This window comes from Diaphorobacter caeni (assembly GCF_015354245.1).
Lineage (GTDB): Bacteria > Pseudomonadota > Gammaproteobacteria > Burkholderiales > Burkholderiaceae_C > Diaphorobacter_A > Diaphorobacter_A caeni.
On the sequence record NZ_JADKYZ010000013.1, the window covers coordinates 42,124 to 55,864 of the forward strand.

Annotated in this window: 13 protein-coding genes; 4 read left to right on the forward strand and 9 right to left on the reverse strand. The window is 63.5% G+C overall.

Features of this window, described 5'->3' with window-relative positions; translation table 11 throughout:
• Nucleotides 1-15: 15 nt before the first annotated feature.
• The 4 genes from ISG32_RS25190 to ISG32_RS25205 all read right to left on the reverse strand — a co-directional run bounded on the left by ISG32_RS25190 (nucleotide 16) and on the right by ISG32_RS25205 (nucleotide 3,816).
• Nucleotides 16-846 (reverse strand): DUF2314 domain-containing protein, encoded by an 831-nt coding sequence (locus ISG32_RS25190; protein WP_194773766.1) that lies wholly within the window; start codon nucleotides 844-846, stop codon nucleotides 16-18.
• A gap of 117 nt (nucleotides 847-963) precedes the next feature.
• Nucleotides 964-1,521, reverse strand: a complete 558-nt coding sequence (locus ISG32_RS25195; RefSeq protein ID WP_194773767.1) for an SMI1/KNR4 family protein — start codon at nucleotides 1,519-1,521, stop codon at nucleotides 964-966.
• A 63-nt stretch (nucleotides 1,522-1,584) separates the two neighbouring features.
• Nucleotides 1,585-2,571 carry a CbrC family protein gene (locus tag ISG32_RS27695; RefSeq protein WP_228530109.1) on the reverse strand — a complete coding sequence of 329 codons (987 nt, stop codon included), beginning with the start codon at nucleotides 2,569-2,571 and terminating at the stop codon, nucleotides 1,585-1,587.
• Nucleotides 2,572-2,613: 42 nt separating this feature from the next.
• Entirely contained in the window at nucleotides 2,614-3,816 is a 1,203-nt protein-coding gene (locus ISG32_RS25205; RefSeq protein WP_194773768.1) for a M48 family metallopeptidase, read from the reverse strand.
• A 368-nt stretch (nucleotides 3,817-4,184) separates the two neighbouring features.
• Here ISG32_RS25205 and ISG32_RS25210 point away from each other — a divergent pair, with 368 nt between their 5' ends.
• Nucleotides 4,185-5,330: an asparaginase gene (locus tag ISG32_RS25210; RefSeq protein ID WP_194773769.1), complete on the forward strand. Its 1,146-nt coding sequence runs from the start codon at nucleotides 4,185-4,187 to the stop codon at nucleotides 5,328-5,330.
• Between the two features lie 564 nt (nucleotides 5,331-5,894).
• Here the strand turns inward: ISG32_RS25210 and ISG32_RS25215 are convergent.
• The 5 genes from ISG32_RS25215 to ISG32_RS25235 all read right to left on the reverse strand — a co-directional run bounded on the left by ISG32_RS25215 (nucleotide 5,895) and on the right by ISG32_RS25235 (nucleotide 9,284).
• Entirely contained in the window at nucleotides 5,895-6,848 is a 954-nt protein-coding gene (locus ISG32_RS25215; RefSeq protein WP_194773770.1) for an AEC family transporter, read from the reverse strand.
• Between the two features lie 227 nt (nucleotides 6,849-7,075).
• Entirely contained in the window at nucleotides 7,076-7,435 is a 360-nt protein-coding gene (locus ISG32_RS25220) for a hypothetical protein (protein ID WP_194773771.1), read from the reverse strand.
• 170 nt (nucleotides 7,436-7,605) lie between these two features.
• Nucleotides 7,606-8,013 (reverse strand): roadblock/LC7 domain-containing protein, encoded by a 408-nt coding sequence (locus ISG32_RS25225; protein ID WP_228530110.1) that lies wholly within the window; start codon nucleotides 8,011-8,013, stop codon nucleotides 7,606-7,608.
• The gene (locus ISG32_RS25230; RefSeq protein ID WP_194773773.1) at nucleotides 8,013-8,549 is read right to left on the reverse strand and encodes a GTP-binding protein; all 537 of its coding nucleotides are present in this window, start codon (nucleotides 8,547-8,549) and stop codon (nucleotides 8,013-8,015) included. The genes ISG32_RS25225 and ISG32_RS25230 overlap by 1 nt, the downstream gene beginning before the upstream one ends.
• A gap of 6 nt (nucleotides 8,550-8,555) precedes the next feature.
• Entirely contained in the window at nucleotides 8,556-9,284 is a 729-nt protein-coding gene (locus tag ISG32_RS25235) for a hypothetical protein (protein WP_194773774.1), read from the reverse strand.
• A 503-nt stretch (nucleotides 9,285-9,787) separates the two neighbouring features.
• On the opposite strand from ISG32_RS25235, the gene ISG32_RS25240 reads away from it, so the two are divergent.
• The 3 genes from ISG32_RS25240 (at nucleotide 9,788) to ISG32_RS25250 (ending at nucleotide 13,631) form a co-directional block, all read left to right on the forward strand.
• Entirely contained in the window at nucleotides 9,788-11,857 is a 2,070-nt protein-coding gene (locus ISG32_RS25240) for an ATP-dependent helicase (protein ID WP_194773775.1), read from the forward strand.
• A gap of 33 nt (nucleotides 11,858-11,890) precedes the next feature.
• Nucleotides 11,891-12,325 (forward strand): hypothetical protein, encoded by a 435-nt coding sequence (locus ISG32_RS25245; RefSeq protein WP_194773776.1) that lies wholly within the window; start codon nucleotides 11,891-11,893, stop codon nucleotides 12,323-12,325.
• 106 nt (nucleotides 12,326-12,431) lie between these two features.
• Nucleotides 12,432-13,631: a phospholipase A gene (locus ISG32_RS25250; RefSeq protein ID WP_407645094.1), complete on the forward strand. Its 1,200-nt coding sequence runs from the start codon at nucleotides 12,432-12,434 to the stop codon at nucleotides 13,629-13,631.
• Nucleotides 13,632-13,741 lie beyond the last annotated feature (110 nt).

Genomic DNA, 13,741 nt, shown 5'->3' on the forward strand with positions numbered 1-13,741 from the left:
CTTCAGCCACCCACCTCAGCGCAGCGCCTCGACCACGCGCGTCCACCCCATGCGCTGCGCCAGATCGAGCGCGCTGTCGCCCTGCGGCGTGCGCTGGTTGTGCGCATCCGCACCGAGCTGCCGCAGCACCTGGACAGGCGCCAGATTGCCCGCGAGCGCGTCGCGCTGCAGCAGCGTCCAGCCATCGTCCAGCACCGCGTTGACCATGTCGGGCTGCTGCTCCAAATCCGAGGCATAGCGCTCGCGCATGTTCTCGCTCATCGGGTGCTCCTTCTCGCGCACCTGCTTCAGCGCCTCATCAAACGGCAGCCCGCCGGGGGCGGCGGCCTTCTTCCAAAGGCGGCTCAGACCGCTGGGCGGTTTGGGCGCGGGCACTTCATACGGCGTGATGTTGCAGAGCGCAGGATCGGGAAACGGCTGCCCCCAGGCCGCGTCATGCTCGGCCCGCTCCGCCGGGGACATGGCCGCGCGGATCGCCTGCACGGTGAAGCCGCCGCAAAGCACGCCCGTGCTCGTGTACATCCAGTCCTCCAGATCGGCCAGCGGTGCAGACACATCCGCGCCGCTCTGCAGTTCGGGAATGAAATTCGCATCGTTGAGCAGCGAACCGCTCAGCATATGCCCGTCGAACTGCACGTCGCCCACCCACATGTGCTCCACCGCGGGCGCGCCCTGCGTGGCCTGCGCCTCAGCGCTCACCGCAAACGGCAGCTTGATGGCCGCGAACTCCAGCCCCGGAATGATGCGCCGATACTCCCAGGACAGCTCGCGCCAGAAAAAGGGAAAGCTCTGCTGCGCGCGCTGAATGGCTTGCCGCATGGCGGGATCCTGTCGTTCGACGGTCATGTCATAGCTCCTCGGGAAAATTTGAAATCAAACTGAGATGCGCTGCCGATTGCCATGTGACTGCGATGCAAATGCGATGTCATTGCCATGCCATTGCGGCGAGATTGCGACAGCGACTCAGCGCTTGGCGATGCGCTGCATCATGTCCTGCTGGCGCTGGATGAGCTCCGTGATCTGCTCGGCATAGATCTCCAGAAGATCGCCCGTCAGAGGTGTCGGATCCTCAAAATCCAGGACCTCCACCATGACGCCTGCAGAGTCCATGCCCCAGACACGGTTGCCGTCCCCAACGATCTTCAACAGCGGAATCACCGTGGTCACTTCGTCTTCCACGAGCCGCTTGTGCTGCGCCGAGATCGAGGCCCATTCCGGCAGGTCCGGCGCGTCGATACCCAACAGCACCAGCCCGCGCCAGAACGTCCATGCGGGGCCCACGGCGAACTCCTTGGCCTGCGGCCAGAATTCATCCCTTGCCATCACGCACAGACCGTTGTTGCGCTGACAGAACCCGGCAAACGCCGGTGGCAACGGAAAGCCGACGGACGCCTCCAGTGCCGCCACCGCCTGCGCACTGGGCGCCGGCGCCGCCACGACTTCAAAGCAGGTCGAATCGACCGGCTCCAGAATCTCCCAGATGCGAGCGTGAAAGGCCTCGGCCGAGATCGGTTGCGTCATGCACAGCCTCCTGACTTCCTGAAGAAAATGTCCGCCCAGTCGAATGTCGGACCTTGCAACGCATCAGCACGCGTCGGCATAGGCCAGATGCGTGCCGCAATGCAGGCATTTGAACAGATAGGCCGTCAGATCACCCTCTCTGGTGATGAGCGGCAACGTTGACTCGCTGCAACCGTCGTTCAGGACCGAGGCTTGGGCATCAGGAAATTGCTGAAGAGTATCCCACCCCACGGGGCCGATGAATGCCGCCGCATCTCCGCAATGCGTGAGCCAACGTTCCGTCTGCCAGGCGATGAATCCCGGCGTGCAGCGGTCCACTTCCTGCGCGACCGCAGGAGGAACGACACCTTCGATATCGCCAGCGAACGAGGAGCCGTACTTGCGTGCTGCGCTACCGTCCGCAATGCACCAGGGGCACAGATGGGGAGGCTGCCTGCCCGGACCGTAAGGCTCACTCACGTAGACCCAGCCCGTTCGCATTTCGCAGCAAGGACAGACCAATGTATTGTTTTGCTCGATCGAACCACTCGCTACCGGATCGGGGTGATACCGAAACACCGGCAACTCACTGCGTGGCCTCAATCGCGACCCGGCGCCAGGTTCAGGTTGCCTGCCCAAAGCTGCCGGATCGACGGGCGTCGGCAGTGGCATGGCTTCGCCATTCTGTGACCACAGTGCGGCGCCCAATCGCTGCGGCTGCTCAGGATCAGGCAGCAGGATCAGCCGCTTGGCAGGAGACCACGCTCGCGCGACGACCACTGCGCCCTGCGGCAGGTCGGCGCACTTGCGCAGTTGTTGCGTATGCCAGCCAATGTCTTCGGCGGTGCGCGAACGGCGCTTGCGGTCACTGCGATCAAGTACCGGTAAAAACCGCCAAGTATCCCGCGTTGCACCGAGCCGGTCATCAACTTCCCAACCGTTTTCGTCGGCAAGGCGACTGCGCAACCACTGCGGCAATGACAGCCCGACCAACACCTCGCACGCGGCAATATCGTCCTGCGACGCTCCAGGCTGTCGGCGATTGCCGGGCTGCGCGCGGTTGTATCCCATGGCTAGGCGGCCTCTCTCACAGCGAGCGGTGCAATCATCGCGTCACTCTTCCTCGCCTTCCGGCTTGCAGCTCTTGGGCAGCGCCTTCTGGATGCGCTTGCCTTCGCCGTAGCAGTGCCACAGCACCTCGCCGTCCTGTTCGGATGGCACGAGCGTGAAGGTGCCGAGGGAGGTTGTCTTGCTCAGGCTCATGGAGTTGGAGTCGTAGTCGAAACCTGCTGCCTGGCTGTCGGAGATGCCCGCGTCTTCGAGCGTGTCGGGCACTTCTTCCTTGCTGATGTAGTACTCGCCGAGCGCCATGCGGGCGGCCGTGGAATTCGTCCATTCGCTGGTCAGTTCGGCGCGTCCCCGGTACTCGTGATAGGCGGGGATCGCCGCTGCGGCGGCCATGCCGATCACGGCGACGATCATCATCAGGATCACCAGCCCTGCCGCTCCGCCGCCCACACGTCCGGCATAGGGGATGAAGAACGCGAAGACGTACGAAAACGGGTTGCGGCCCGGCATCTTGATCTCGGGGTTGAGAATGCGCGCCACGCGCTTGGTGAGCCACGGGTAGCCGCTGATCAGCTCGTGCAGATCGGCGAAGAAGCCGCGGTTGGTCATGGTCTGGCGCGCGTAGGTCACCAGATTCACGTGGCGCCACTTGTCGGAGCCCGCAGCCAGCACCGACATCGCACGCGCGGCCACTTCGGCGGAGGTGCAGCAGGCGCGGCCATGCATGTCGCAGGTGTATTCCTTGGCGCGCGCATAGGCCGCACCGATCAGCGGCAGCCACAGCACCGGCGCACGCCAGATGTGGCCGGTCAGGTGGCCCTGCTTGATGTGACCGAGTTCGTGGCCGAAATAGAAGTTCACGCCATCGGGCAGGTCGTTCATCGCGTCCACGGTGTCCGACAGCACGATCACGAACTCGCGCCCGAGAAAGCGCGTCGCGAAGGCGTTCATCATGCCGTCGCCCTGCAGCAGATAGGCCTCTGGCGGCTCCTTGATGCCCAGCTTGTCGCAGCAGGCGATGTACTGCGCGTAGAGCACCGGCAACTGCTCCTCGGACAGCCTCACGCCGGTGCCGCGCAGCCAGGCGATCAGCGCCGACTGGGCGAACAGATAGCCGATGAAGCCGAACAGCACGTAGATCAGGGCCACGCCCAGGGTGCCCACGATCAGCAGAATCCAGACGATGATGCCCAGCACCAGCGTGATCCTGCCCAGCGTTTTCTCGCGCGGATAAACCAGATTGTCCATTGCTCTCCCTCTCCCAGGACCGGTGCAAAAATTGCAACCAAAATTAAACAATTAATAGATCAAAGCAATCATGCCGAAGGAATGTGCACTTGCACATGACTCCTGCTTCCGCCGCGCTCCTTGCGCTGACAAATGATGCGAGCCCGCAACAGTTCACCCGCTCGGATCCGGACTGCGCGCTCCCTCGGAATCCCCCTCGGTGGATGGAGTGGAGCATCGTTTGGGGACGAGGATGCGTCAGGGTATGCACCATTGCTGCGCCCGCGCCGCCGGGCGCATCGTCCGAGGCTCGCGGCGCACGGCCCGCAAGGTCCGCACGGTCCTCCACGCATGTCAGGTGCCGCGTCTTCCCCTTTTCTGGAGCAAACATGGTTATCCAATCGTTTCGCAAATCCGTTTCCGCCGCTGCCGTTGCCGTTGCTGTCTCCCTTCTGGGCAGCCTCGCCACGCTGCCGTCGGCGAGCTTCGCGCAGGACGCCTCGTCCGGGGCATCCTCGGCAGCCACCGCCGCCGCAGCCAAGGCCGCCAAGCCCAACGTCGTGGTGCTCGCCACCGGCGGCACGATCGCCGGTGCCGGCGCATCGGCGATGAACAGCGCCACCTACTCCGCCGCCAAGGTGCCTGTGGACAAACTGCTGGCCGGCCTGCCCGAGCTCGCCAACGTCGCCAACGTCAAGGGCGAGCAGGTCTTCCAGATCGCCTCGGAAAGCTTCACCAACGACAACCTGCTGACCCTGGCCAAGCGCGTGTCCGCCCTTGCCAAGCAGGGCGACGTGGACGGCATCGTCATCACGCACGGCACCGATACGCTGGCCGAGACCGCCTATTTCCTCAGCCTCACGGTGCAGACCGACAAGCCCATCGTGGTGGTCGGCTCCATGCGCCCCGGCACCGCGCTGTCCGCCGACGGCGCGCTGAACCTGGTCAACGCCGTGAGCGTCGCGGGCGCCAAGGACTCCAAGGGCAAGGGCGTCTTCGTCACCATGAACGACGAAATCCAGACCGCGCGCGACGTGAACAAGGACATCAACATCAAGACCGGCGCATTCACCAGCCAATGGGGTCCGCTCGGCATGGTCGTCGAAGGCAGGAACTACTGGTTCCGAGCCCCCGCCAAGCGCCACACGACGCAATCGGAATTCAACATCGACAGCATCGACAAGCTGCCTCAGGTCGACATCGTCTATGCCTACGGCAGCGTCCAGCCAACGACGGTCAACGCGCTGGTCGACGCGGGCGCCAAGGCGATCGTCCACGCCGGCACCGGCAACGGCTCGGTGGCCGACCGCATGGTCAAACCGCTGCAGGACGCGCGCGGCAAGGGCGTGCTGATCGTGCGCTCGTCGCGTGTGCCGTACGGCTTTGTCCTCCGCAACGCGGAGCAGCCGGATGACAAGTACGACTGGGTGGTGGCGCATGATATGCGGCCTGAGAAGGCGCGTATTTTGACTATGTTGGCGTTGACCAAGGGGGTGAGTACGTCAGAACTGCAACGCATGTTCTGGGAGTATTGAACTCCCTCTCCTTTTCTTGCTTCTGCAGGGGCGTTGGTGGCGGAGGCCGGGAGTTCCGCCCGGCGGCGGAGTAACTTTTTGGTCTTGCCCAAAAAGTTACCAAAAATGCGTTTTTCAATACCCGCGGCAGAACTCACTTCGCTCCTGCGTCGCTCCGTTCGAACAACCGCCGCGAGTCAGTGCTTCAATAAGAGGTATTTGCGGCACGTCGCTGCGCTCGTGCCGGGCATCTCGCGACTTCGCGAGATGCTGGGGTGCCAGCGCTGCGCGATTTTTGATTTGCTTGCGGGATCAACGTCCTTCAAAAGAGCAGCGGGCATGTAGTGCCCAACCCAACTCTGCGATCACCCCGGCACAAGCGCAGCGACGTGCCGCACATTCCTCTTCAAACTGATTTCCGGCGGTTGTCCGAGCGGAGCGCGCAGCGCAAAGCGAGTTCCACCGGAGGACTTCAAAGCGCGTTTTGGATTACTTTTTGCGCGCAAGCAAAAAGTGATTGCCCCGCCGGGGGCAGTCCCGGCCTCCGCCCTCAAACAAAGAGAAAAGCCCAAAAAACCCCAAAAATCAGGCCATCAAAGCCACAGCCAAAGAAAAAGAAACAAACGCCAACACCGTCGACACAAGGATGACCCGCGCCACCCGCCCCCCGTGCGCCCCAAACCGCTCCACCAACAACGCCACATTGCTGGCACTGGGCAACGCCGCCAGCAACACCAGCACCGTCACCGTGAACGGCGAGAGCGCCACGCCAAGCGCAATCGCCGCCTGGCACACCAGCCAGATCAGCAGCGGATGCACGAGCAGCTTGGCCAACGCGAGCGGCACGTATTGCGATGCGGGCACCTGCTCGTGCGCGTTCATCTGTGAACGGGCAAGCACCGCGCCGATCGTGAACAGGGCCACGGGAGAGGCGGCACCGGCGAGCATGGCGATGGTTTTGTCCACCGGGGCTGGGAGTTGCCAGCCGACCGCCGAGGCCAGCGCGCCCAGGGCAATCGACCAAGGCATGGGATTGGTCGCCATGCCGCGCAGGGCGTTCTTGACGGCCGTGGCTGCGCCCTGCGCGTCGGCGCCGTCGAGGCGCGACAGCGCTATGCACAGGGAGGTGGTGATGATCATGTCGATGGCCATGGTGAGAATCACCGGGCCGGCGCTCTGGTCGCCTAGCAGCGCGACTAACAACGGCACGCCCATGAAGCCGGTGTTCGGGAAGGCCACGACCAGGGCGCCGAAGGCAGCGTCGTTCCAGCCGATGTTGCCGCGCTTGGTGAGGGCGATGGTGGCGGCGACGAGGATCAGGCCGCACAGCAGGTAGACGCCCGCGACGGCCGGGTCGAGCAGCTGGCGGATCGGTGTTTGCGCGCCAAAGCGATACAGCATGCACGGCAGCGCGAAGTACAGGACGAAGGTATTGAGCCCGCTGATGGCCGACAGCGGCAGCACCTTGCCGCGCGTGGCCAGAAAGCCGCACAGCACCAGAGCGAAGAAGGGAAAGGTGACGGAAAAGACAGACAGCACGATGCGATGCATTGTCGCCGCAGCCGGACTTTCGCGTGCGCGCAGCCGAACCACGGGCCGGAAAATGAAAAAACCCGCGCTGTCTGGCGCGGGTTCCAAAATCCGGTCCTCTGCTCAATGCGTTCAAACCGGGAAATGTGTACAGCGATGGCTGCGTTCTCTGCCCGCATCGTGCAACCAACGCGGGTGCGGGCAAAGGCGGAAAGCGCCTCTGGCAAGGCGTCCGTTCAGACGGCCAGCGCCTGCTCGACGTCCTGCACCTTGCGGCGGGCCAGCGCCAAATTGGACTTGGACTTGTCCAGCACCAGGTAGACGAAGAGACCTTCGTGCTTTTGCAGCGGACGAATGATGTGATAGGCCTTGCCCAGGGTGATCAGGATGTCGTCGATGCGGTCGTTCAGGTTCAGCGACTTCATGGTCTTGAGCTTGGCTCGGACCACTTCGGTATTGCCCGCAGCAGCCAGTTCCAGGTCAACGCCGGAGCCGATGCTGCCCAGCAACATGCCGCTGCCGCTGTCGACCACCGCAGCGCACTGTGCGCCGTCGATCGTCATGAGTTGGGACAGAGATTCTTGAATGCTAGCCATGTGTTTTACCTCTTTGTACAGATACTTCAGAAATGGGATCCATGCGCACCGGGCCGTGCCCTCACTCCTTGCGCTCGGGACACTCAAACTCACTCAAACCATCACAAATTCAAACGCTCAACTCAGAAATGATTCGAGTGGTGTAACGTTTGCATACTTTCTGATCCATGTCAAACGTGCAAACGCTCAGCCATTTGTGAACTAGCTTCAGCGACCGCCCAGAGCGCGCGACCAAGCACGGCTTCCTTCCTCACAACCAGACACAGGATGCAAGGAAACTCGCTGGAAACGCTCTGAAAGATCGCCGTTCCATCGTCTGTTTCAAACGTCAGGCGACGCGTGCCGCTGTGGCCGATCTCAGCGGCCACGGCACGCGCCATGGCCATCATGGAGCCCGCCATGGCGGCCATCTGCGAGCCATCCTTGTCGTGCAGATCGCCATGGGAGGCGATCACGAAGCCGTCAGGCGTGGACAGCAGCGCGATCTGAATTTCCGGGAAGGGGGTGAAAACACTGTCAAGAATCTGCCGTCCCGTTACCGCTACCAGCGGAGGGACCACGGTGGACGCTTTGCTCATCATTCCTCACTTTGCAGAGACAACATCGACGCCAGCACACCGATGGCGTCGAGCATTTGATTGCGGTCGCGCGGGTCGGCCTGCAACACCGGCACCACGCCATGCCCCGCCTTGGTGAGCGCGGCGGCAAACACGTCGACCGCCGCGGCAGGTGCCGGGCGGGCGTTGAGAATCAGCACCACGGGCTGCTGCTCCAGTGCGGCGACGCCCTGAAGCAGATACGTCGCCTCCTGCACGGCGGCCGGGTCGTTGACGTCCACCATGATGAAGATGCCCATGGAAACCGAAAGAATCCATTGGCGCACGAAGGAAAAGCGCTCCTGCCCGGGGCAACCGCAGACCTGCACGCGCTCGCCGTCGCCGAGGTCGATTTCACCGAACTCCGTGCCGACCGTGGTGAACTCCTTGGCATTGCTTGCGCGGTCCAGGTTCACCACATCCGAAGAAACCATCTTGTCGCCGCACAGGGAGCGCAGCGCCGTCGTCTTGCCGATACCCATCGCCCCTACGAGAGCGATTCGGGGAAGAGAATCCATTACCACTTAGTTTCGACCTCCGATTCGAACCCAGCGCGTCAGGCGCTGGATCAGCCCCACGCGCACAGGGCGGCCACGATTGACCTGCTCCTGAGCCGCGTTGCTGGACATCGCCACAGCCGTCTTGTGGGCCGTGTGGCGCAGCACGCCACGGCGGTTGAGGCTGGTGATCAGCGCACGCGCGGTGTCCTGATCGAGCCCGCTGTGTCCGCAGAGCTGGCGAATATTGATGGGCGCGCGCGTGAGCAGCGCCATGGCGCGCACGCACGCACCCGTGTTGTAGGGCGCATCAAGCGACACCCAGCTCGTGAGCTGGTACTGATCGTCCGGGCCGTCCTGTTCCGCAGGAGCCGCGGCTTCCACGACGGCGGCCACCTTGGCCGCAGCCATCTTCTGGCGCGCGGTCCAGTCCATCAGAAACACCGCCGCGCGATCGAGCGCGTCAATGAGATCCGAGACCGTGAATTCCGCCGGCAGATGCGACACCCAGCGTCCGGCCCGCGACTTCTCGGCGACGCTCGAAGACTGACCGATGTAGATCACGCACGGCGTGGAGGCCGGCACAACCTCGCCGCGAGAAGAAGCATCCAGCAGCGCAAGCTGCGCCTCACCGGTGGACGCACGTTCCCACTCGATCAGCGACTTGCGCGCAGCGACTCCGAAAAGAGCGACGAATCTATCCAGATACGCCGGAGCAAGGAGATCTGGAGCTACCCCTGCAATGTTTTGTTTCATTTCTTGTTCCACCCGTAAACCGTGGCAATGAAAAAATTATATCGACGATGTAAGCTTCATTAATACCCGCTAACACCTCGTTGCCACTGTCTTACGTGTAGCTGACGTTTGTTTACCATTTATGCGCCATCAAAATCATTGCAACCCCAATGATTTCGCTAGAAGAAGGCCCATAAAGCAAGGAATAGACATCCATTCGTCGGCAAATTCCACAGCCTACAGTCGCAAATTGACTGGTTGGATGCCGTTTTGCGAGGCTTGTTCCGTGCCTAGCCCGATTGCACGATCTGCGCGGCGATGAATGTTACCCAATGTTTCTTACCGCGTGGTAAAGACGCTTGCATCAAACGGGGTTTAGTTATTGAGAATTACTACCGATTTCGTGAGCAACAGGGACTTGCGCTGATCGCTATGATTCACCGCTCCAATCCGCAGCCGCAGACAAGGCCTCTCGCCTCGCGTCTGCGGCATTTCTCCCTCATTTCCCTTGCATCGCCCTCACCATGTCCGCTGGACTCAATCTGGCTCAGCTCCAAGCCGTCCACTACACCGAAGGTCCCTGCCTCGTGCTGGCCGGTGCCGGCTCGGGCAAAACACGGGTGATCACGCACAAGATCGGCAAGCTCATCGAGAACGGTCTCGCACCCAAGCGCATTGCCGCCATCACTTTCACGAACAAGGCCGCCGCCGAAATGCGCGAGCGCGCCACCGGGCTGATCGGCAGACAGGCCAAGGACGTGCTGGTCTGCACCTTCCACGCGCTGGGTGTGCGCATGGTGCGCGAGGACGGGCATGCGCTCGGCTTGAAGCCGCAGTTCAGCATCCTTGACCAGGACGACGTGACGGGCATCCTCAAGGACTGCGCGGGCGGCACCACCGACGTGGCGACCGCGCGCCAGTGGCAATGGACCATCAGCGGCTGGAAGAACAATGGCTGGGACGCCCGCAAGGCCCTCGCCATGGCGCAGGACGACAACGACCGCAGCATCGCGCTCATCATGCAGCGCTACGAGGAGCGGCTCACCGCCTACCAGAGCGTGGATTTCGACGACCTCATCGGCATGCCGATGCGCCTGCTCAAGCACCACCCGGAAGTGCGCGAGAAGTGGCAGCGGCTGCTCGGCCACGTGCTGGTGGACGAGTACCAGGACACGAACGCCACGCAGTACGAGCTGCTCAAGATGCTGGTCGGCGAGCGCGCGCACTTCACTGCCGTGGGTGACGACGACCAGTCCATCTACGGCTGGCGCGGAGCGACGCTGGACAACCTGAAAAAGCTGCCCATCGACTACCCGAACCTCAAGCTCATCAAGCTCGAGCAGAACTACCGCTCGACCTCGGCCATCCTGCGCGCGGCCAACAACGTGATCCAGCCCAATCCCAAACTGTTTCCGAAGACGCTGTTCTCGGAACTCGGCGAAGGCGAGCCGGTGCGGATCGTCGACTGTGACACCGAGGAGCATGAGGCCGAGCGCACCGTCGCCCGCATCCAGAGCCTGCGCGCCTCCCACAATCCGCAGCCCGCCTGGAAGGATTTTGCGGTGCTCTACCGCGCCAACCACCAGGCCAAGCCCATCGAGAAGGCCCTGCGCAAGGCCAACATTCCCTACAAGGTCTCGGGCGGCACGAGCTTCTTCGACCGCGCGGAGATCAAGGACCTGTGCGCCTGGTTCCGCCTGTGGATCAACAGCGACGACGACCCCGCGTTCCTGCGCGCCATCACCACGCCCAAGCGCGGCATCGGCCACACCACGCTCGGCAAGCTCGGAGAGTTCTCGGCGCAGCACAAGCTCAGCATGTTCGGCTCGCTGTTCAACCACATGCTCGAGGCCATGCTGCCGCGCAAGGCGCACGAGAGCCTGCTCGAGTTCGGCCGCTACGTCAACGATCTGGAATACCGCGCCCGCCACACCCTGGGCACGGATGCGTCGCGCGCCTTCATGATGGACTGGCTCAAGGAGATCGGCTACGAGCAGCACCTCTACGACAGCGAGGACAGCGAGACCGTGGCCGCCGCGCGCTGGAGCAACGTGCTCGAGTTCTGCGACTGGATGGTGCAGCGCGCGGGCGGCAAGATCGAGGACGCGGCCGGCACGACGATGCAGACCGAGACCAAGAGCCTGCTCGAAGTGACCAAGAACATCGCCCTGCTCTCCACCATCAGCGAGCGCGAACAGGAGCAGGACATGGTCGTGCTCTCCACGCTGCACGCCTCCAAGGGACTCGAGTGGCCGCATGTGGTGCTCGCGGGCGTCACCGAAGGCATGCTGCCGTTCAAGCTCGACGATGACGACGGCAAGCAGCAAAAGGTCAGCGACGAGACCGCGCAGCGCCTGCAGGAGGAGCGCCGTCTGATGTACGTCGGCATCACGCGCGCGCAGCGCACGCTGGCGGTGAGCTGGACCAAGCGCCGCAAGAAGGGCCGCGACATGGTGACCACCCAGCCCAGCCGCTTCATCGCGGAGATGGGCCTCGACGCGTCCACCGCCCGCGAAGACCCGCGCGCCAAACTGCGTGCGCTGCGCGAAGAATTCGCCCGCAAGGCGCAGATCGCGCCCGACGCCAACACCTGAAACACTCCACCGAATCAGACTGAACCGGACGACATGCAAAGAGCCTCCTTCACGACGTTTGCCATCGTGGCGATCACCACCACCTTGCTGACCGCCTGCGCCAGCCCCTACGGCCCCCGCCCCGCATGCCCGACCGCGCAGCAGATGGAGCAGCCCGAGCTGCTCGGCCGCTGGAGCGTGCAGATGGACGGCGAGCCCGGCCCGATCACCATCGAGCTCGGCCGGCATCCCGAATGGGAAGGCACCGTCAAGGGCAGCATCCAGCGGCCGGAGTTCAAATCCATCGTGGTCGGCGACGTGAACAAGGGCGAGCTCACCATGGAAGAATCACGCGACGGCAAGAGCGTCAGCGGCAACTGGTACGGCACCGTGGCGGAAGGCAGCTGCGCGCGCCTCATCCGTGGTGAATGGGCGGGCAGCGACGACCGCAGCCTCCAGTTCACCATGCGCAAGTCCGCCGCACAATGATCATCGGCGCGTGGCTGGCCTCCCTCACCCCTGCACCCACATCCACAGCGACCTCGACCTCCACCTCCACCGCGCCCACCCCACCCCTCCTTCACGCATGACCTGCATGTCACACACCATCCTCCGTGCCTCCGCCGCCGCTGCAGCCCTGCTGTGCGGCTCGCTGCCCGCGCTGTCGCAGGCCCAATCCAGCGACACCTCCGAATCCGCCTGGCGTCAATGCACCGCGCAGTCCGATGGCGCCGCGCGTCTTGCCTGCTTCGACCAATGGGCCAAGGCCCAGCCAGCGGCCGACAGCATCGGCCCGGCCGCGCCCGAAAACGCCGTCGCGACATCGAGCGCGCCCGCAAGCGGCGCACAAGCCCAGGCTCAAGCTCAAGGCACATTGCGCCCACCCGCCGAGCTCACCGCCGAAGCGCAACCCGCAGTCCAGCCCAACGGCGGCTGCCGGGACGCATCGTTCTCCGAAGTCTCGCGCTTCTGGGAACTCGAGGAAGGCACCGACTGCGGCGCCTTCAGCTTCCGCGGCTACCGCCCGGTCTCCGTCATGGCCTCGGGTGCCGACGAGATCAACCGCCAGCCCACGTCGGGCAACCCGGTCAACAGCGCCAGCTTCGAGCGCCAGTACCAAAAGCAGGAAATGCGCCTGCAGTTCTCGGTGCGCACCAAGCTCGCGTCGGGCCTGCTCACCCGCGGCAACTCCAAGTACCGCGACTCGCTCTGGCTCGGCTACACGCAGCAATCCTCGTGGCAGCTGTTCAACTCCAAGATCTCCCGCCCGTTCCGCAACACGGACCACGAACCCGAGATCATGTACGTCTACCCCACCACCGCCGAGCTGCCCATGGGCTGGCGCTGGCGCTACACCGGAGTGGGCCTTGCGCACCAATCCAACGGCCAGGGCGACCCGCTCTCGCGCAGCTGGAACCGCTACTACGTGATGACCGGCTTCGAGCTGCCCAACCGCGTGACGGTCGACGCCAAGCTCTGGAAGCGCATCCGCGAAAGCGCCGACGACGACAACAATCCGCACATCCAGAACTACATCGGCCGCGGCGAACTGCGTCTGGGCTGGAACGTCAATCAGCGCAACTATCTGGGCCTCACCGCTCGCGGCTCCCTCAACGGCCACGGCAAGGGCTCGGGGCGCATCGACTGGATGCACACCCTCGGCGAGGGCTGGCTTGGCGGCAAGAGCAATCTGCGTCTGCACGCGTCGCTGTTCAGTGGCTATGGCGATAGCCTGATCGACTACAACTTCAAGCGCAACGTGTTCTCGGTGGGGTTCAGTTTGCTCGACTTCTAAAAGCGGAAGTGGGTTTTCCTTGGGCTTGGGCTTTGCCGTTGCTGCGGTGCGAGGGGCAGAGGCCGGGAGTTCCGCCCAGCGGCGGAGTAACTTTTTGGTCTTGCCCAAAA